Origin of the sequence: Paenarthrobacter sp. 22069 (assembly GCF_052046035.1) — a bacterium.
In the GTDB taxonomy this organism is placed as follows: Bacteria; Actinomycetota; Actinomycetes; order Actinomycetales; family Micrococcaceae; genus Arthrobacter.
The window spans coordinates 1-16,933 of record NZ_JBQEQF010000036.1; the positions used below are offsets into that span (position 1 = coordinate 1).

The following is a 16,933-nucleotide window of genomic DNA, read 5'->3' on the forward strand; positions in this document are numbered from 1 at the left end:
ACGGGTGGTCTGTGATGAGTAGCCAGATTCCGGAGCCGCCGCCCAGCGCGGCGCACGTGAAAGCGGACAACGCGTCCCTGGGTGAACTGCTCGGGGACGTCACCCGGGACCTGTCCACCCTGATGCGCCAGGAAGTGGAACTGGCCAAAGCCGAAGCCAAACAATCCGCCACCCGCGCCGGGAAAGGCGCCGGCATGCTCGCCGGCGCCGGCGTCGGCGGACACTTCGTCCTGCTCTTCCTCTCCCTGGCCCTGATGTGGGCCCTGGGCGCCATCATGCCCCTGGGCTGGTCCGCCCTGATCGTCGCCGTCATCTGGGCCATCATCGCCGCGGTCCTGGCCTCGATCGGCCGCAAGGAACTCAAACAAATCAAGGGCATGCCCCAAACCGGCGAAACCCTCTCAGAAATACCCCCAACCCTCAAACCAGGCGAGGTAAACCGATGAGCGAAAACCCCGACGTCATCCGCGCAGACATAGAAGCCACCCGGGCACGCCTGGGCACCAACGTCGACGCCGTGGCCGACAAAGTCACCCCGTCCAACATCGTCCACCGCCAAACCGACAAGGTCCGGGACGCCGTGACCGGGGTCAAGGAGAAAATCATGGGAGCAGCAGACCACGCCACCACCCGGACCCAGGACACCCTGCACACCGGAACCGGCCACACCACCAACACCATGCACTCCACCGGAGACACCCTGCACGACGCCAAAGACAACGTCGCCGCCAAACTCTCCGACGCCGGCACCGCCGTCTCCAACGCCCCGGACCAGGTCAAAGCCAAAACCGCAGGCAACCCCCTGGCCGCCGGACTAATCGCCTTCGGCGCCGGCATGCTGATCTCATCCCTGATCCCGGCAAGCCAAAAAGAACGCGAAGCCGCGGACCAACTCAAAACCGCAGCCCAACCCCTGGCCGCCCAGGTCACCGACGCCGCCAAAACCGTCGCCCAGGACCTCAAGGAACCAGCCCAGGAAGCCATGGAAAACGTCAAGGCCACCGCCACCGACGCCGCCCAAAACGTCAAAACCGAAGGCCAATACGCAGCCGCCGACGTCAAAGACCACGCCACCGACGCCAAAGACCACATCCAAAACACCTAGGCCCAGCCCCAACGGCACCCCAAGGCGATAACTCCAACCAGGCAGGCCGGCACCGCCAACCGCGGAGCCGGCCTGTCCCGCTTCCCCCCTTGATTGAGAGGACACCCCATGGCCACTCACGACGATTCCGAAACCAGCACCGCCAAGGCGGGCCAGGCGCCGGCTCCAGATGATGCAAGGAAGCCCGGCAGCCCCCGGGACCTGGACAAGCCTTCCTGGAAGTACATCACCAGGAAGACGCTCCGGGAGTTCAGCAAGGACCAGTGCCCGGACCTCGCCGCGGCCCTGACCTACTACGCGGTCCTCTCCCTGTTTCCAGCCCTGCTGGCGCTTGTCTCCCTCCTTGGCCTTTTTGGCGACCCGCAGAAAACCACTAATGCCCTGCTGGAGATTGTGCGCGGCTTTGCTCCGGCCGAGACGGTGAACACCATCAGCGGTCCTGTCTCGGAACTGACCAGCGCTCCCGCCGCCGGCTTCACCCTGGTGATCGGCCTGCTGACCGCCCTGTGGTCCGCGTCAGGCTACGTGGGGGCTTTCGGCAGGGCCATGAACCGGATCTACGAAGTGGATGAAGGCAGGGCCTTCGTGAAACTCCGCAGCACCATGCTCGCCGTCACCCTGCTGGCCGTCGTCATCGTGGCACTGCTGGCCGGCATGCTGGTCCTCAGCGGGCCGGTTTCCGAGGCGGTGGGCGGTTTGATCGGTCTCAGCGGCCCCATCCTCCTGGTGTGGAACATTGCCAAATGGCCGGTCATGGTGCTCCTGATCATTGCCATCATCGCGGTCCTCTACTACGCAACGCCCAACGTCAAACAGCCCAAATTTCGGTGGATGAGCATGGGCTCGGCCATCGCCCTGTTCGTCTTTCTCATCGCTTCGCTCGCCTTCGGCTTCTACGTGGGGAACTTCGGGAACTACAACAAGACCTACGGGGCCCTGGGCAGTGTGATCATCATGCTGCTGTGGCTCTGGATCCTGAACATGTCGTTGCTTTTTGGCGCCGAGTTCGACGCCGAGGTGGAGCGGGGGCGTGAACTGCAGGCCGGGATCAAGGCGGAGGAAACCATCCAGCTGCCGCCGCGCGACACCAAGAAGAGCGAAAAGCTTCAGCAGCAGATGGAAGAAGACATCAAACACGGCCGTGAACTCCGGGAGAAGTACGCCGCAGCGGACGGCCAGTCCGGGTCCGATGACGACCAGGACGGGCAGCCGGGCGACGGGCAGGACCCCGCCCCGGGTGAGCGGCACCGCGACCGGGTCCGCGAGAAAGTCCAGCACCGGGCCGCCCATGACGGGTCCGACGACGGGCGGCGGCCGGGCGCCGGCGCTTAGCAAGGCGTCGCCCATCACAGTAGGAGACACCCCAGCAGGGGGACTAGGCAGGACCTTCACAATGGAGGAAAATTCATTGTGAAGGTCCTGTTGAGGTTTCCCGGGCTGTGCGATGTCCGGGGCTATGCGGGGTCGGCGGTGAGATGGCCTCTTCTGAGACCGAGGCCAGTCCCCCCAGTCGCCGTCGGCCCCCCTCATCCTTCTGGTCCGGATCATCCTTGGTAAGCCCCATAACTGGACAAAAAGCAGTGAACTGCAATACTTTCGTGAGTACCTCGCCGGGATCCCCTGGATACCGGCAGGTCCGCTGAAGCAGACGGCGGCATCACGGTCGACCCTTATGAGCGGACATGCCTGCTACCCATTTTGAACAGTTTCTTGCCGAAGCAGTTGTCGCTGACAGGGAGCCCGGCCTGGGCCTTGGACGGGACGAACTGTATGGCCTCTATACGAGTTGGTGCCTTCTGCGCAAGGCTGAACTCCAGCCCCCGGCCGCCCTGTGGGAGGCATTGCTGGAGGCGGGGATCAACCCGGACAGCAACAATCTCTCCATGACCGGACCAGCCGCTGCCGACTACATCGTCGCCAGCGCTCCGGACCTGGTGTAAGGACCGGCAGGCCAGCCTGATGAACCAGGACTACTGAGAAGGGCCCTGGCGAAACCGGCCGCCAAGAACCACAAACAGGAACCACAAAACCGGGGACCAAGTCCCTGAAGCGAAGGGCTGTTGCCGTCCAGGCAGCAGCCCTTCCGCTTTCCATTCCCGCCAGCCGGATTGTCCGGGACTGCTACGACTGCGCCAGGGCCAGCAGGTAGGCGGCGAAACCACGCGGCGCCCGTCCTGCAGTCCTTCCCGAGGTGAGCACCCGCGTGCTGTCCGTGCTGACAATGGCGGCGCCGCTGCTGCGCAGCCGATCCACCAGCGTGCGGTCCTCATCGAAATCAACGGCGGGAAATCCGCCCACATCAAGGTAGGACGACGCCCGGAGCCCGAGGTTGGCTCCGTACACATGAGGGTGGTGCTCACTGAACACATGCCTGGCGTGCCAGCGGGCCAGCAACTCGTAGTGGGTGCCGGAGGGGTCGGGCTGCACCGTGCCGAGGACCACGTCGGCTCCGGCGGCGGCCAGCTCCAGCTGCCGCACCAGCCAGTGTTCCGGGACGCATGAATCGGCGTCCGTGTTGGCCAGCCAGACATCCCGCATTGCCTCATCCGCCGCCGTTCCTCCCGCAGGCGCAGTCCTGCCGGCACCCGCCAGGGCTGTATCGACCCCGGCCCGCCTGCTGTTGCCCACGCTCCGGTAACTGACCGGCAGGATCGCCCAGCGATCGTCCTCCCCGGAAAATGGCTCGGCCATCTGGAGGGACCGGTCGGTGCAGCTGTCCAGGACGAGGACCACCTGCACAGCCACGCCCGGAAGTTCCGCCACGACCCGGGCCTCCGCGGCGCGGACAGCCGTGAGGGCGCGCTCCAGGTGCTGTTCCTCATTGTGCACGGGAATGACCACCGCCACCCGCCTGATGGCGTCCGGCCCTGTGTTCACTCCGCGGCCTGCGCCCACCGGCCGCGCTGCGCCCTGTCCTGCGCCGATTTGCCCGGGAGCCATCAGCGTCAGGCCCTGTCCCAGCGGTCAGGGGCGGCAAGGCCCTCCACCACGAAGTCACGTTCCTGGTAAAGGCCTGCGCTGCGCCAGCCCAGCCGCTGCCGGGCCAGCGCGTGGACGGTGTCGCCGTCGAGTTCCCAGCCCGCTATGGGGTGCCGCCAATGGCACAGGAGCAGGGCTCCTCCGGGGTGCACGGACGCTTCGATGCGATCCCACAGCTGGGCCAGCTCGTCCGGGGACAGGTAGTAACCAACCTCGGAAACCACCACCAGGTCAAAAGAACCGTCAGGCCAGGAACCGGGAAGGACCCTTTGCTCCACCTGGACGCCGGGGCGGCCTGCCAGCAGGTGGCGGGCGCGCCGCACGGCAGCTCCGCTGGCATCCACCGCGAGCAGGTCACGGCATCGGTCGGCCAGCGCTGCGGTGAGGGCCCCGATGGAGCACCCCACTTCCAGGCCGCGTCCGTAGGATTCAGCCGGCAGGGCGGCAAGGGTGAGCGCCCGTTTGCGCCGCTCATACCAGCTCCCGGCGTAGTTCCAAGGGTCCGCGGCGCCGTTGTGGACGGCGTCGAAGACGGCCTCGGCGTCGTGGCTGGAGTGGGGGCGGCGGGAGGCATCCTGCGCGGGTGTCCAGGCGAAGACCTCATAGCCGCGCGAGAAGTGTTCCAGGAATTTGCCATCCAGCAGCGTCTCGTCCCCGGGCAGGGGCGACAATGGCTGCACCTGGGTGGCATGCTCTGCCATGGCCAGCTTCTTGGCCGTTCGGGCCGGTTCATCCAGATGGAACCGCACCCACTGGCGCCAGTCCCCGCCGTGCGGCACCGCCCAGTGCCAGAACCAGATGGGGTACTCCAGCAGTGCGTGGCCATCCTGCCGGGCAACCTCTGCGCCCACGGCACCCAGGGCATCGTGGTCACCGTGCCCGTCGGACCGGTACGGCGCCACGATGGCGAGCCGGTCCGGCGCACCGGGGAGCCTCTGGACCGATTCCCGGACGGCCGTGGCAATGGCTTCCGTGTGGGCTTGGAGTCCGCGGTCCGGCAGGCCGAGGAACGTCCAGCAGTCCTTCAGGCCCAGCGCCGTCAGGGCCTCGGCAAACTCTGTCAGCCGGGCCTGTGCGAGTTGGTCCGGGGTGGTGGTCGGCGAGTCGGGATGGGACCCCTCCCCCGCGGTGCAGAGCACTACTTCCACCTGGGCTCCGAGCGCCGCCAGCGACGCCATAAGGCCGCCGGCGCCAAGTGTTTCGTCGTCGGGATGCGCGGCCAGGACCACGAAGCGCATTCCCGCGAGTTCGGCGGCGTCAAGTGGCAACTCCGGCGCTGCTCCGAGACCGGCAGCGTCCCAGGCTGGCGCGCCGGTGCCCTGGTCTGTGTGCGAGAACGTCACCATGGGCAGTCCCCCTTCAGGGTGAGCCGGCCCAGTTGGGCGTCGTCGCGTGCGCCGTGATGCTGCCGGACATACAGCGCCAGGTCGGCCATCCTCTTGGCGTAGGGCTCGTCGAAGGCGAGCGGGCCCGGGCCCCGGTTGGAGCCCACCAGGTGCAGGACACGTTCGACGGCGGCAGCAACGGTCCCGCGTATGCGCTGGGCCTCGCTCCAGGTACTTTGGCCTGCCCCGCTGCCGAGGGAACCGTCGTCGATGCGTCCCGCGGTGCGCGCGAGGTACTGCAGGGAAGCGGTGAGCGTGCGGTCCGCCTCGCCAAGTGCAGCGAGTGCCACCTGGTCGGGCTCCCGCCCGGCGCCGGCACCTGCCAGCAGACCGGTCCGGAAATCCCTCGCGACGCCCACTGCTCCGCCCAGCCAGCACGCAGCAACGCCCATGCCGCCCCACGCGAAGCCTGGCCGGCCGTGGTACCAGCCAGTGCCGCCCAGCAGCGTCGCCGGCACCTGGTCGAAGTGGACAGTTCCACTGGGTATTTCCCGCAGCCCCCGCGCGATCCATGCCGGCTCCTCACACGCCACCCCGGGATGACGCAGATCAACAGCGAAAGCTGCCCTGCCGCCGTCGTCCGTGTGGGCGGTGATGACAGCGCAGTCAAGCTGGGCAGCCAGGGAGCACCAGGGTTTGGACCCGCTGAGGAGGGTGCCGGCCCCGGCAGACCGGGCTTCCAGCCTGGCGCCCGGTGCCTCAGCCGCGAACACGCCCCATGAGGTGTTCGCGGCATCAAACGGCAAGGTCGTATCGGCAGGGAATTCCCGGGCTGCCTGGGCGAGGATGGCAACGGCGTCGAGGTGCGGCTCCAGCACGCGGGCGGCGGCCACGTCGATGGCGGCGACTGACGCCAGGAGCTCCCACAGGACCACGGTTTGCCCGTCACCGGGATGTGGCCAGGTCCGTCCGGCCTCAGGGGCCAGGGCCAGCAGGGCAGGAACGTCACCGGCTGCAGCGGCCACGGATTCGAGGAAGGGCATCCACGGCGAGAGTGCTGTGGATGTGGAGTCGAGGAGTGCGGGGGCAGGGGCCGCTGGCAAGAAAGTCCTCCATCCACAATGCCCGGCCGGACACCGGACGCATCTACACAGCTTACTTAGTGTTTATCGGGAAGGATGCGGGCCAGGGCAAAACCGTCCCAGCCTTTGGAACCGACGGTCTGGATGACGGTGGCGTCCAGGCGCGGGTGTTCGCCCATAAGCTTGAGCGCATCGATGATCCCCTGGGCGTTGACGGGGTCCATATCCGGGTCCAGGACGGCACCTTCCCAGATGGTGTTGTCCAGCACCACGGTGGCACCCGGCCTGCCCAGCTTCACGGCCCAGTCAAGGTAGCGGCTGTTGTTTTGCTTGTCGGCGTCGATGAAGATGAAGTCGAAGGGCTCCCGCTCCTCCTCCTCAAGGGCAGCCAGGGTGTCCAGCGCCGGGCCCAGCCGGATCTCCACCCTCTCGCCCAGGCCGGCGGCGTCAATGTTCGCCCAGGCCACCTCGGCATGCTGCGGCAGGTATTCGCAGGTGACCAGCGTGCCGTTATGCGGAAGCCCGCGGCCCATCCAAATGGTGCTGTAGCCCGCCAGCGTCCCGATCTCCAGGACGCGGCGGGCTCCGGTCAGCTGAACCAGAAGCTTCAGGAGTTTCCCCGCATTAGGCGCCACCTCGATAGCGGGCATTCCCGCTTCCGCTGCGCTGTGGATGGCCTGCTGGACCGCCGCATCCGGGTGCACCACGGTCCGGGACAAGAACTCCTCCGCGGCAATCCATTCCGGACGCGGCTTGTGCTCGAACATGGGCACAGTTTGGCACGCAACCAACCGGCGGTCCAGACATTTGCGCCCCTCCCGGCAGGCTTAGGGCTCCTGTGCCAGGGCGTTTTCCAGCCGGTCCAACTTGGCCGTCAGTTCACCGCTGTAGCCTGGCCTGATGTCGGCCTTGATCACCAGCGAAACCCGGCTGCCGTAGCGTCCCACGGCCTCGGTGGCGCGCTTTACGACGTCGAACACTTCGTCCCATTCGCCTTCAATAGTGGTGAACATGGAATCCGTCTGGTTGGGCAGCCCCGACTCCCGGACGACTTTCACGGCGGCGGCAACGGCGTCGTGCACTGAGGCATCGTTGGGCCTGGAGCCTTCGCTGGGGACACCTGACGGAGCAACAGAAAATGCAAGCAACATTCCCCAAGTCTCCCACGCTGTTCCCTGCGGCCGGGGGCCGGAAACGACTGTCAGCCGTCACATAAGCCCCTACCACGGAGTAACCATGGCGGCGGAAGGCTCCATTGCTACCCTTTTGGGCATGAGCCTCGCAGTCGCCCGAAAACCCCTCCGCGCAGACGCAGCGCGGAACGTGGACAAAATCATCACGGCGGCGCGCCAGTGTTTCCGCGAGTTCGGCCCGGAAGTACCCCTCCAGACCATCGCCACCACGGCCGGCGTGGGCCCCGCGACGCTCTTCCGCAACTTCGCGGACAAGGAAGAACTGGTCCTGGCAGCGCTCAACCGGCAACTCCGGCTCACCGTGGACCCGGTCATGGACGGCGCCCTGGCCGACATCGATGCCGCTGCCGGACTGCTCCGTGTCCTCGAGACCCTGATGGCAGCCGCAAGCGACGACGCCAACCTTCTGTGCGCCGTGGCCGGACGGCGTGAGCTGCTCACCGGAATCACCGGCTCGCTGATGGAGTCGATCAGTATCCTGCTGGCGCGGGGGCAGGGCCAGGGAAGCCTGCGCACCGACATCACCATGACGGACATGTTCCGTCTGCTCGCGATGCTGATCGGCGTGGTGGACACCATGGAACCGGGCTCGGATGCCTGGCGTCGGCCGCTGGCGCTGGTGGAGGACGCCATCCGGACGGTCCGCCCGTCGCGCCCGCTTCCTGCGCTTGTCCCCGTCCCTGCCCCCGCCGCGGCAGGTCTTCCGGGCGGCACCATTGTCGGCACACACCACGTGCAATAAACTCAGAGCGGGGTTAGGCAGCCAGCCTCAGTACTTCCAGCTGGAGCGACCCATGAATCCATTGGTGCCATTCCCCCGTTCAACGGCTGCACGGCGATGACACATTCAAAGCTTCTCCACTACTTGAACGATCCCCGCGGCCCGGAAGAAATCCTGCCGACGCTAAGCCCCGCGGAACTCGTCGAACTGCTTGACGCCCTCTTCCAGAACCTCGACACTCCCGAACCTGAATTCGGCGCGCAGGTCTGGTACGAAATGGGCGTGGAAGAAACGTGCCGCAGGGCCCTTTCCCCGGGCGGCAGCGCGCACGGCGTGGCGTAACCCCTACAACATTGGGCCTGACTCCCGGCAGTAAGCATCCTGTCCCGCGTCAGGCCCACCCCGTTCTTATTGAGGCCCGCCCTACTTCTTCAGGCCCGCCGTTCTCCATCAGGGCCGTTGGCTTCAGGCTCGCCGTCCCCAGGATGGCGCGATTCATCAAGACCCGCCCGGGATTTCTCCTGCCCTGAATGTCCATGTTCGGGGTCCCCCTGCACAGAATGCCCGTGCCCGGAAGGCCCATGACCGCCATGCTCGTGGAACTCGTTGGGGACGTGGTCCTTCGCCTCCATCAGGTGCTGTTGGAGTTTCTCCTCGGCCTCCCGGCGACGCCGCGCCGTGTCCCGGAGTTCCCTGGTCGCCTCAGAGCCGGACGGATCCAGGTAAGCAGGGCGCAACTTCCCTGTCTGCTCTGCCGGAGGCACCGCGGAACCCTGTTCACGGGCAGCGCCCGCCCCTGAATCCCCGTCGCCGCGGGCGCTGTGCGGGGCGGCAGGCCGTGACTGTTCGTCCATCTCGATTCCTCCTTGCTGGCCGCCTCTCGTGTGGCGGCCTCTGTTCCAGTGCACCACATCCGGGGACCGGAATGGCGGGCAGTCAGGCGTCGCCCGCTTCTCCCCGCTTACGCATTTCCCGGCGCACCATTGCCTGCAGGGCTGGAACGGACGACGACGGGTCGAGGTCGAGTGCCTGCTGGAGCCTCGTCGAGAGCAGCTCCAGATCCTCTTCGGGTACGTCCGAGAGACCTGAAAAACGCTTGAAGAAGCGTTTGGCTGGCAGGCCGGCGCGGCGTCGCCCGTTCTTGTGCCGTGGGCTCCCCGTCAAGCCCCCCGCGGGATGCAGCTGATTTTCCATGGTTGCCGTTTCAATGCGAATGCCACGGCCAACTGCATAAGCCTTTTTCATAGTACCGCCGGGACCCGCCCAACCATGTGACGCCAGTCACTACAATCGGGTAAAGTCCTGCACCGTCAGTTCCAGCCCAGCATCCTCAGCAGCGCTGACGTGCCGGCACCGGCAATGACCACCACAAGGAAAGGAGCCCGCAGGATCAGCGCGATGGCGGCAGCAGCAAGCGCCCCAAGCCTGGCGTCAGCGGCCAGCCCATGGCCCGAGACCACGGCATTCACCACTGTCAGCGAAGCAAGCAGGCCTATTGTCATGGTGCCCGCGATGCGCGATGTGCGTGGGTCCTCCAGGAAGCGTGCGGGAACGAAGTAGCCCACCAGCTTCCACCCGTAGGCAAGCGCGCACGCGATCAGCAGCCAGATCCACAGGCTCATACGCCCTCCCCCGGATCCGGGCCTTCCGTGCGCTGCCTTCCTGGCCGGCGCGCTTCGGTGGCGTCCTGGCACTGGTGAGCACCATACGGCTCGATGTCCGGCTCGAGTCCTTCGTCGCGGCGTCCATGACTGAACCAGCCCATGAGCGCGGCCACCAGTGCGGCCACCAGGATGGGTATGCCGGCGGGCACGAAGGGAACGGCGGCCACCGTGGCCACGGCGCACACCACGGCGATGGCAATTGGTTCCCGGCCTTTGAGCCGGGGCCAGAGCAGAGCCAGGAACGCGGCGACGGCGGCCCCGTCAAGCCCCCATTGCTTCGGGTCGCCCAGCCCGCTTCCGGCGAGGGCGCCGACCGCGGTGAACAGGTTCCACAGCACGTAGACGCCTGCTCCGGCCGTCCAGAAGCCGCGCCGCTGCTCATCGGGGTCCGTCTGGCCAGTGCTGGTGGCCGTGGATTCGTCGATGGTCAGCTGCGCACCGACGTACTTCCGCCAGCCGGTGGGCCGCAGCAGTGCGTTCAGCTGCATGCCGTAGATGCCGTTGCGCATGCCCAGCAGGGTTGCGGCGCTCATCGCCGCGATGCCCGAACCGCCACCTGCCACGACGCCGATGAACGCGAACTGCGAACCACCGCTGAACAGGAGCAGGCTCAGGGCCATGGTCTGCCAGAAGTTGAGCCCGGAGGTCACCGCGAGCGCTCCGAAGGAGACACCATAGAGGCCGGTGGCGATGCTGATGGAAATGCCTACCCGGACGGCCGGCGAAGCCAACAGCTTCATGCCCGGATTCCGGATCCAGGTCCCGGCCGGGCCGGCTTGCGCAGGTTCCAGGCCCAGAGGATCAGCGGGGCCTGGAGAGGGAGCCTGGCAGTGTGGATCTTCCGTCGGAGGGCTGTTCCCTCTGGACCGTACGCCCTGACAAGGGCGTCGACATGTCCTGCAAGGAACGCGGTGAACATGGCGGTGAGGGCCGTGGCGGTCAGTTTACGGGTAGGCGGGAGGAGGATTCCGACGGCGGCGGCCAGTTCCAGGAGGCCGCTTACGGCGATCCACTCATCACGGGACAGGACGGCCAGGGGGTGCTGGGCCGGGGTGTCCTGGCGGATGTCGTCCTGCTGGCTGCTTTCATGCCGCGTGTTGCCCTGGCCGGATTCAGGATCCCGGCGGCACAGGTACCCCGGGACGACATCGCCGTAGAAACCGGGGTCCCGGAAATGCTTGCCGGCACTTGCCAGCAGGAGCGCCGCCATTGCCGCAGCGGACAGGCCTTGAAGCGGCAGGCTGTGAATGGACAGTCGGTGTATGGACAGGCCCTCGGGAGCAGGGCCGGGCCAGGGAAAAGACATGGAACAACTCAACCACAGCCAAAGCCGAGTCCCGAACCGGTGGTCGGAACCAGGGGCGGCAGCAAGGAACCTGCCCAGGCTGGAGTGCTGTTGCGGGTGCCGGTCACAGCCAGGCGGGCTGCGAGCTTCCGTACGGCGGTGGCGGGAACGGATAATCCAGCGGCCCGCCCGCATCCATCAAGGGCGGCCCGACATAACGCAGCTCCCCGTAGCTGCTGGACACTGACGGATAGGCGGGCAGTGGCAGTTCTGCCGCGCTCTCCATGTTTGGCGGCAGGGAAAACAGTTCTTCTGCGGTCCGGGCAAGCGCGAGGTGCCCCGCACCGCCCGTGCCTGTCTGCCGCCGCAGCTCCAAGAGCCGGACAGCAGCCGCGGCCACGCCGTAGCCGGTGGCGTGGTCCAGCGCCTGGACCGGAAGGGCACCCGGGTGCCACCCGCCGTCGTCATTCTTCTTGCCGTAGAGGTGGGCGATTCCGCAGGCCGCCTGGACGATGCTGTCGAAACCCCTTAGATGGCCCCACGGCCCCGCGCTCCCCCAGCTGTTGAGCGTGACCACCACCAGCCCCGGGCGTGCCGCCAGCAGTTCCCGCGGGTTGAGCCCGAACCGGTCCAGCGCGTCGTGCCGGTAGCCGATGACCACGACGTCCGCGGCGGCCAGGAGTTGTTTCAGCCGTTCCTGGTTCTCCGGGATGGTGAGGTCGGCCTCCACACTCCGCTTGCCGAATGCGGTGTCCACGAACTGGTCTTCGATCTCGGGGTATTGCGGAGGATCGATCCGCAGGACGTCGGCCCCCAGCGCGCCCAACAGCCGGGTGGCGACGGGTCCTGCGATCACCCTGGTCAGGTCCAGGACCCGCAGCCCGTCGAGGGGCAGGCCATTCCCGGTTCCCAGGCCATCCCCTGTTCCCCCGCCGGCACGGGTGCCCGGAGCGGCAGTTCCTTCAGCTGCAAGCTCCTGCAGCCCCAGGCCTGATGTTGCTCCGTCGGCAGACTCCAGCGAGATCCAGGGGCCCGATCCGGCTGCCCGGCCCATGGCGGAGGCCAGCCAGTCACTTCGTGTCCGGACGGCGGCGGCAATCCCACCCTGGCTGTGGATGGTGGCTTCGGCGTCCAGGGCGGTCATGCACCGCAGCGCCTCCTCCGCGCCTGCTGCCGAGGAGGCTCCCAGGGCCCGCAAGAGCCGCTGCTCATGGTGCGGATAGTTGGCGTGGAGCCGGATCCACCCGTCGCGGGTTCGCCGGAAGCCGGAGAGGGGCGCGAAACCCTGCGGCCGGCGCCCGGAAATCCGCAGGTGCCCGAACGAATCAAAGGCTGCACCAGCAAGGGCGGGGGTGGTGCTGAACCGGCCAGGCACCGCCGTGTACCGGTTCAGGGCGCCGGCCAGCGCAGCCACGGAGTACAGGGCCAGGCCTTCGACGTCGAGCGGGCCGGCCCACCACCGGCGCGGCGAGTAGTGGCCGGGCCTCCGGCTGGTGGCCTCCATGCCCGCCGCTACTTTGCCTGCGGCGAGGCCAGGCGGAGCTGGTCCAGCACACGGGCCGGCACGTTGGTGGTGATCTCGTGGATCCCCAGCTCCTGGCAGAGGGCCACGTCCTCCGGCGCGTCCACGGTCCACACCCTGAATCGGCGGCCAGACTCCAGCCAGCGGCGGACGGTGGCCGGCCGCTCCCTGACGTAGTCGATCCCGGGGCCGGCCATGCCCACTTCCCGGTCGTCCAGGATCCGTTCACCTTCCAGCTGCGTGGCTTTCATCAGGTTGGCTACGGCGCTGCCGGTAATCGGTCCCAGACCCAGTCCGCCGCGGATCTCGTGGATGGTGAGGTCGTCCACCAACTGGCAGATGTACTGGGGCGGGACCGTACCGAGCAGGTGGCGGACCGAATCCGGGCTGAAGCTCATGAAGCTCACCGCCACGTTGTCCACCGTTGAGCTTTGCGGGTCCCAGCCCTCGCTGCGGAGCACCTCCAGCACCCGGTCCTCGAGTTTCAGCTGGTACGGGCTGGGATGCTTGAGCTCGATGGCAAGTTTCACGGGCCGGCCGGCCCCGCGGAGGATGTCCAGCAGTTCCGGGAGGGTAAGGAGCTGTTCCGACCGCGCTCCGTAGCTTTCGGGGATCCGGACGCCCTTCCAGGACGAAAAGTCCAGCTGGCGCAGCTCATGCAGCGTCCGCTCCGCCACCGGTCCCGTCCCATCCGAGGTACGGTCCAGGTTTGCGTCGTGGAGGAGGACCAGGTGCTGGTCCCGGGTCAGGTGGACGTCGCATTCCACGCCGTCGGCACCATCAGCCAGGGCCTGCAGGTAGGCGGCGCGGGTGTGTTCGGCATAGGCGCCGCTTGAGCCGCGGTGGGCAAAGACCAGCGGCCGCTGCGGCACTGACTCGTCAGTTGTCATGGACACACGGTAGCCGACCGGCCCCCGCCTTCGGGGCTAGGCTTGGCACATGCAGGTGAACTCTGAGGCAACTACTGGGCCAACCACGCAGGAAGCACCCGCCGGCGCCGCGCAAAAGGTGGATCCGGGCACACGGACGGAAGGCGCCGTCGTACGCCAACAGCCCGGTTCCGGTGACGCCGAAAAGGCGGCAGCGCTGCGGAAAATGAAACTGCTGGCGCTGAGCCTGTTGATCGCGATGGCCGTGATTTTTGTCTTCGCATTCGCCCTGCAAAAGGACTATCCGTGGCTGCAGTACGTGCGGGCCGCCGCCGAAGGCGGCATGGTGGGTGCGCTTGCCGACTGGTTCGCCGTGACGGCCCTGTTCAAGTACCCCATGGGCATCAAGATCCCGCACACGGCCATCATTCCGCGGCGCAAGGACCAGATCGGCGCCTCCCTGGGCGAATTCGTGGAGACCAACTTCCTTTCCGAACAGGTGGTGCAGGACAAGCTGGCGAGCGTCAACATCGCCCGCCGCGCAGGCCAATGGCTGGCCGCGCCGGGCGGCGCCGACAGGGTGGCAAAGGAAGGTGCCGCCGTCATCCGCGGTGCCTTCAAGGTATTGAATGACGACGACGTCCAGGCCGTCATCGAAGGCATGGTCCGAAAGCACCTGCTCACGCCGCCCTGGGGACCGCCGGTGGGCAGGCTCGCCGAGCGGATCTTCCATGACGGGCACCATCACACGCTGGTGGACCTGCTGGTGGACCGCGCCGCGGACTGGGTGGACGACAACCACGAAACCGTCACCCGCCTGGTTGCCGACCGCTCCCCCACCTGGGTGCCGCAGTTTGTGGACGGACTGGTGAGCGACAAGGTCTACCTCGAAATCCTGAAGTTTGTCCGGGCTGTCCAGGCCGACCCCCGCCACCAGGTCCGGCAATCAATCGACAAATACCTCAACGACCTTGCGCAGGACCTTCAGCATGATCCCGCGATGATCGCGCGCGCCGAGGACATCAAGGCCCAGGTGCTGGGCGATCCCGAGGTTCGCGAACTGGCGTCCCGCACCTGGGGCACCGTCAAGAACGCCCTGCTGAACGCCGTAGACGATCCCGACAGCGATCTGACCATCAAGTTCAAGGCAGCGGTGCGCGATTTCGGCTCCCGGCTGGTGGACGATCCCGAACTTGCCGGGAAGGTCAACGCCTGGATTGGTGACGCCGCCGGGTATCTGGTCCGGACCTACCGTTCGGACATCGCCGGAGTGATCACCGATACCGTGGCCCGCTGGGATGCCGAGGAAACGTCGCAGAAGATCGAACTGCAGGTGGGCAAAGACCTGCAGTTCATCCGCATCAACGGTACCGTGGTGGGCTCCCTGGCCGGGCTGGCGATCTTCACGGTGGCGCAGCTGCTCTTCGGCTAAGTTGAGTTCCGGTTTACGACGGCGGCGGCTTGGGTCCGCGCGACACCGCGCCTGAACAGCGACCCACCGGGGGCCGGGGCGACAGGTTCAGCGGCAGGTCTAAATGTCAGACCCTGGCTGGATGATGTGGGTATGGGAACGGGCAGCGGTGTTGGGGCGGTGTTGGAGGGCGTCCGCGCCTCTGTGGCTGCCCTTGATGCTCTGGAGAGAGAGGACGCTTTCCTCGCTTCCGGCGCTGCTGTTGGTGCCGGTGTGGATGTGTTGCAGCGGCGGTATGAACTGCGGCTGGAACGGCTGGAGGTGGCGAAGCGGCTGGAAGCGCTACTTTCCGTGGTGAAAGCACAGGACGCTGCCGAGGCCGTTGGACTGCAGCAGGCCATGACCCCGCCGGACGCCTCAATCCAGGACCGCACCTACGCGCAGATGTCCGTTGTGGAGGAGATCGCCGGGGTCCTGACCATCAGTTCCGCGGCCGCAGGGGCGTTGGTGGAGCAGTCCCGCAGGATCTGTTCCCTGCCGCTCGTCATGAACGCCTTGGGCGCAGGCGTAATGTCCTGGCAGCACGCGAAGATCGTGGCGGACGAAACCGAGGGCCTCACCCCTGCCGGCGCCGCGGGTTTGGTGGCGCGCTTCTTCGACCCCGACGCACCCAGCCCGGCCCGCGGCGCACCTCCTGGCGACCTCGTCCCGTCCCGGTTCAGGGCCAAGGTCCGTGCCTGGCGCGAACGCCACCACCCGGAATCGATCGAAAAACGCCATGCCAAAGGGGTCGCTGACAGGCGGATGGAATACACCCCCGACCGGGACGGCATGGCCTGGCTCACGCTGTACCTGCCCGGACACACCGCATCGGCGATCTGGAACCGCACCACTGCCACCGCACGCGGACTCCAAAGCCCCGACGAGCCACGCACCCTCACCCAACTCCGCCCCGACATCGCAGCATCCCTGCTGCTTGGAGCCAGTCTGCATCCCACCAACGCGGACGACGTCCGTGCCGGCAGCAGCGGGGAACCAGGAGCGGCAGGCGAAAGCGACACCGCAGTCGGGAAAGTCCCAATCCCCAGAGCCGACCTGTTGGTGACCGTGCCGGTGTTCGCTCTGCTCGGCCTCACGGATGAACCAGCGGAACTGGACGGCTACGGTCCCATCCCGGCGTCTTTGGCCCGGAAACTGGTTGCGGACGGGGCGGATTCGTTTTACCGGGTCCTGGTCGACCCCCGCGACGGTGCACCCCTGGAGATCGGCCGCACCCGCTACCGGCTCCCAGAGACCATAAAACAATGGATCAGGATGCGCGACCGGAAATGCACCTTCCCCGGCTGCAGCAACCACACCCCCGACAACGACATCGATCATGGGACCGCCTGGCACCACGGCGGAAGCACCGGGATCAGCAACCTGGCCCAGCTCTGCCCCAAACATCACCGGCTCAAACACAACAGCCACTGGACCCCGGATGCCGCTACCCCGAATGAGCCACCCGGCTGGACTTCACCCACCGGCCGGCACCACAAACCCGAACACCCCACCCCCGAACCAACCCACTGGCCACCAGGCATCCTCCCGGTAAGTAGTGCTGCGCTGCCCGCCTGCTTCCATGGCGAAGACGCCGGCCCCGAAGTCCTCCCACTCTGGGAACCAGACAATGACAGATACGTGGACATCAACGATCTATCAGCCGACGATCCCCTCTGGGCCGAGTTCTTCGCCGCCGAGCCATTCGCCTTGGCACCGTGAGGCCAGCCTTCCGAGG

General features: G+C 66.9%; 20 protein-coding genes. 8 read left to right on the forward strand and 12 right to left on the reverse strand.

Going from position 1 to position 16,933, the window contains the following annotated elements; translation table 11 throughout:
• Nucleotides 1-14 precede the first annotated feature (14 nt).
• From ACTJK0_RS20140 to ACTJK0_RS20155, 4 genes are all read left to right on the forward strand, one after another.
• Nucleotides 15-446: a phage holin family protein gene (locus ACTJK0_RS20140; protein ID WP_440744743.1), complete on the forward strand. Its 432-nt coding sequence runs from the start codon at nucleotides 15-17 to the stop codon at nucleotides 444-446.
• The gene (locus ACTJK0_RS20145) at nucleotides 443-1,105 is read left to right on the forward strand and encodes a DUF3618 domain-containing protein (RefSeq protein ID WP_440744619.1); all 663 of its coding nucleotides are present in this window, start codon (nucleotides 443-445) and stop codon (nucleotides 1,103-1,105) included. The genes ACTJK0_RS20140 and ACTJK0_RS20145 overlap by 4 nt, the downstream gene beginning before the upstream one ends.
• A gap of 108 nt (nucleotides 1,106-1,213) precedes the next feature.
• The gene (locus tag ACTJK0_RS20150) at nucleotides 1,214-2,437 is read left to right on the forward strand and encodes a YihY/virulence factor BrkB family protein (protein ID WP_440746385.1); all 1,224 of its coding nucleotides are present in this window, start codon (nucleotides 1,214-1,216) and stop codon (nucleotides 2,435-2,437) included.
• A gap of 350 nt (nucleotides 2,438-2,787) precedes the next feature.
• Complete coding sequence (locus ACTJK0_RS20155; protein WP_110542527.1) at nucleotides 2,788-3,045, forward strand: hypothetical protein; 258 nt, start codon at nucleotides 2,788-2,790, stop codon at nucleotides 3,043-3,045.
• Between the two features lie 181 nt (nucleotides 3,046-3,226).
• Here ACTJK0_RS20155 and ACTJK0_RS20160 read toward each other — a convergent pair whose 3' ends face one another.
• The 5 genes from ACTJK0_RS20160 to ACTJK0_RS20180 form a co-directional block, all read right to left on the reverse strand.
• Nucleotides 3,227-4,045 carry a glycosyltransferase gene (locus ACTJK0_RS20160; protein WP_440746386.1) on the reverse strand — a complete coding sequence of 273 codons (819 nt, stop codon included), beginning with the start codon at nucleotides 4,043-4,045 and terminating at the stop codon, nucleotides 3,227-3,229.
• 5 nt (nucleotides 4,046-4,050) lie between these two features.
• Nucleotides 4,051-5,430, reverse strand: coding sequence for a PIG-L family deacetylase (locus ACTJK0_RS20165; protein ID WP_440746387.1), 1,380 nt, complete (start codon nucleotides 5,428-5,430; stop codon nucleotides 4,051-4,053).
• Entirely contained in the window at nucleotides 5,424-6,452 is a 1,029-nt protein-coding gene (locus ACTJK0_RS20170; RefSeq protein ID WP_440746404.1) for a hypothetical protein, read from the reverse strand. Before ACTJK0_RS20170 ends, ACTJK0_RS20165 begins: the two co-directional genes overlap by 7 nt.
• 116 nt (nucleotides 6,453-6,568) lie before the next feature.
• Nucleotides 6,569-7,258: an O-methyltransferase gene (locus ACTJK0_RS20175; RefSeq protein ID WP_110542524.1), complete on the reverse strand. Its 690-nt coding sequence runs from the start codon at nucleotides 7,256-7,258 to the stop codon at nucleotides 6,569-6,571.
• Nucleotides 7,259-7,318: 60 nt separating this feature from the next.
• The gene (locus ACTJK0_RS20180) at nucleotides 7,319-7,642 is read right to left on the reverse strand and encodes a thiamine-binding protein (protein ID WP_440746388.1); all 324 of its coding nucleotides are present in this window, start codon (nucleotides 7,640-7,642) and stop codon (nucleotides 7,319-7,321) included.
• 121 nt (nucleotides 7,643-7,763) lie between these two features.
• On the opposite strand from ACTJK0_RS20180, the gene ACTJK0_RS20185 reads away from it, so the two are divergent.
• Both ACTJK0_RS20185 and ACTJK0_RS20190 read left to right on the forward strand, forming a co-directional pair.
• Entirely contained in the window at nucleotides 7,764-8,426 is a 663-nt protein-coding gene (locus tag ACTJK0_RS20185) for a TetR/AcrR family transcriptional regulator (RefSeq protein ID WP_110542571.1), read from the forward strand.
• A gap of 96 nt (nucleotides 8,427-8,522) precedes the next feature.
• On the forward strand, nucleotides 8,523-8,747 hold the full coding sequence (locus ACTJK0_RS20190; RefSeq protein WP_110542522.1) for a hypothetical protein: 225 nt from the start codon (nucleotides 8,523-8,525) through the stop codon (nucleotides 8,745-8,747).
• Nucleotides 8,748-8,836: 89 nt separating this feature from the next.
• Here the strand turns inward: ACTJK0_RS20190 and ACTJK0_RS20195 are convergent, their stop codons facing one another.
• The 7 genes from ACTJK0_RS20195 to ACTJK0_RS20225 form a co-directional block, all read right to left on the reverse strand.
• Nucleotides 8,837-9,259: a hypothetical protein gene (locus ACTJK0_RS20195; RefSeq protein ID WP_440746389.1), complete on the reverse strand. Its 423-nt coding sequence runs from the start codon at nucleotides 9,257-9,259 to the stop codon at nucleotides 8,837-8,839.
• 82 nt (nucleotides 9,260-9,341) lie between these two features.
• The gene (locus ACTJK0_RS20200; protein WP_440746390.1) at nucleotides 9,342-9,650 is read right to left on the reverse strand and encodes a hypothetical protein; all 309 of its coding nucleotides are present in this window, start codon (nucleotides 9,648-9,650) and stop codon (nucleotides 9,342-9,344) included.
• Between the two features lie 65 nt (nucleotides 9,651-9,715).
• Nucleotides 9,716-10,027, reverse strand: coding sequence for an AzlD domain-containing protein (locus ACTJK0_RS20205; protein ID WP_440746391.1), 312 nt, complete (start codon nucleotides 10,025-10,027; stop codon nucleotides 9,716-9,718).
• Entirely contained in the window at nucleotides 10,024-10,809 is a 786-nt protein-coding gene (locus tag ACTJK0_RS20210) for an AzlC family ABC transporter permease (RefSeq protein WP_440746392.1), read from the reverse strand. Before ACTJK0_RS20210 ends, ACTJK0_RS20205 begins: the two co-directional genes overlap by 4 nt.
• Nucleotides 10,806-11,375, reverse strand: coding sequence for a DoxX family protein (locus tag ACTJK0_RS20215; protein WP_440746393.1), 570 nt, complete (start codon nucleotides 11,373-11,375; stop codon nucleotides 10,806-10,808). Before ACTJK0_RS20215 ends, ACTJK0_RS20210 begins: the two co-directional genes overlap by 4 nt.
• A gap of 103 nt (nucleotides 11,376-11,478) precedes the next feature.
• Nucleotides 11,479-12,858 (reverse strand): CoA transferase, encoded by a 1,380-nt coding sequence (locus ACTJK0_RS20220; protein ID WP_440746394.1) that lies wholly within the window; start codon nucleotides 12,856-12,858, stop codon nucleotides 11,479-11,481.
• 8 nt (nucleotides 12,859-12,866) lie between these two features.
• Nucleotides 12,867-13,766, reverse strand: a complete 900-nt coding sequence (locus ACTJK0_RS20225; RefSeq protein ID WP_440746395.1) for a glycerophosphodiester phosphodiesterase — start codon at nucleotides 13,764-13,766, stop codon at nucleotides 12,867-12,869.
• Nucleotides 13,767-13,815: 49 nt separating this feature from the next.
• On the opposite strand from ACTJK0_RS20225, the gene ACTJK0_RS20230 reads away from it, so the two are divergent.
• Nucleotides 13,816-15,177, forward strand: a complete 1,362-nt coding sequence (locus tag ACTJK0_RS20230; protein ID WP_440746396.1) for a DUF445 domain-containing protein — start codon at nucleotides 13,816-13,818, stop codon at nucleotides 15,175-15,177.
• Between the two features lie 132 nt (nucleotides 15,178-15,309).
• Complete coding sequence (locus ACTJK0_RS20235; protein WP_440746397.1) at nucleotides 15,310-16,917, forward strand: HNH endonuclease; 1,608 nt, start codon at nucleotides 15,310-15,312, stop codon at nucleotides 16,915-16,917.
• Nucleotides 16,918-16,933 lie beyond the last annotated feature (16 nt).

Coding starts and splice junctions, on each gene's coding strand:
- ACTJK0_RS20175 (WP_110542524.1), bottom strand. CDS start 7,258: ATGTTCGAGCACAAGCCGCGTCCGGAATGGATTGCCGCGGAGGAGTTC.
- ACTJK0_RS20155 (WP_110542527.1), top strand. CDS start 2,788: ATGCCTGCTACCCATTTTGAACAGTTTCTTGCCGAAGCAGTTGTCGCT.
- ACTJK0_RS20140 (WP_440744743.1), top strand. CDS start 15: ATGAGTAGCCAGATTCCGGAGCCGCCGCCCAGCGCGGCGCACGTGAAA.
- ACTJK0_RS20230 (WP_440746396.1), top strand. CDS start 13,816: ATGCAGGTGAACTCTGAGGCAACTACTGGGCCAACCACGCAGGAAGCA.
- ACTJK0_RS20185 (WP_110542571.1), top strand. CDS start 7,764: ATGAGCCTCGCAGTCGCCCGAAAACCCCTCCGCGCAGACGCAGCGCGG.
- ACTJK0_RS20160 (WP_440746386.1), bottom strand. CDS start 4,045: ATGGCTCCCGGGCAAATCGGCGCAGGACAGGGCGCAGCGCGGCCGGTG.
- ACTJK0_RS20215 (WP_440746393.1), bottom strand. CDS start 11,375: ATGTCTTTTCCCTGGCCCGGCCCTGCTCCCGAGGGCCTGTCCATACAC.
- ACTJK0_RS20170 (WP_440746404.1), bottom strand. CDS start 6,452: ATGCCCTTCCTCGAATCCGTGGCCGCTGCAGCCGGTGACGTTCCTGCC.
- ACTJK0_RS20165 (WP_440746387.1), bottom strand. CDS start 5,430: ATGGTGACGTTCTCGCACACAGACCAGGGCACCGGCGCGCCAGCCTGG.
- ACTJK0_RS20210 (WP_440746392.1), bottom strand. CDS start 10,809: ATGAAGCTGTTGGCTTCGCCGGCCGTCCGGGTAGGCATTTCCATCAGC.
- ACTJK0_RS20235 (WP_440746397.1), top strand. CDS start 15,310: ATGGGAACGGGCAGCGGTGTTGGGGCGGTGTTGGAGGGCGTCCGCGCC.
- ACTJK0_RS20205 (WP_440746391.1), bottom strand. CDS start 10,027: ATGAGCCTGTGGATCTGGCTGCTGATCGCGTGCGCGCTTGCCTACGGG.
- ACTJK0_RS20220 (WP_440746394.1), bottom strand. CDS start 12,858: ATGGAGGCCACCAGCCGGAGGCCCGGCCACTACTCGCCGCGCCGGTGG.
- ACTJK0_RS20200 (WP_440746390.1), bottom strand. CDS start 9,650: ATGAAAAAGGCTTATGCAGTTGGCCGTGGCATTCGCATTGAAACGGCA.
- ACTJK0_RS20145 (WP_440744619.1), top strand. CDS start 443: ATGAGCGAAAACCCCGACGTCATCCGCGCAGACATAGAAGCCACCCGG.
- ACTJK0_RS20225 (WP_440746395.1), bottom strand. CDS start 13,766: ATGACAACTGACGAGTCAGTGCCGCAGCGGCCGCTGGTCTTTGCCCAC.
- ACTJK0_RS20195 (WP_440746389.1), bottom strand. CDS start 9,259: ATGGACGAACAGTCACGGCCTGCCGCCCCGCACAGCGCCCGCGGCGAC.
- ACTJK0_RS20190 (WP_110542522.1), top strand. CDS start 8,523: ATGACACATTCAAAGCTTCTCCACTACTTGAACGATCCCCGCGGCCCG.
- ACTJK0_RS20180 (WP_440746388.1), bottom strand. CDS start 7,642: ATGTTGCTTGCATTTTCTGTTGCTCCGTCAGGTGTCCCCAGCGAAGGC.
- ACTJK0_RS20150 (WP_440746385.1), top strand. CDS start 1,214: ATGGCCACTCACGACGATTCCGAAACCAGCACCGCCAAGGCGGGCCAG.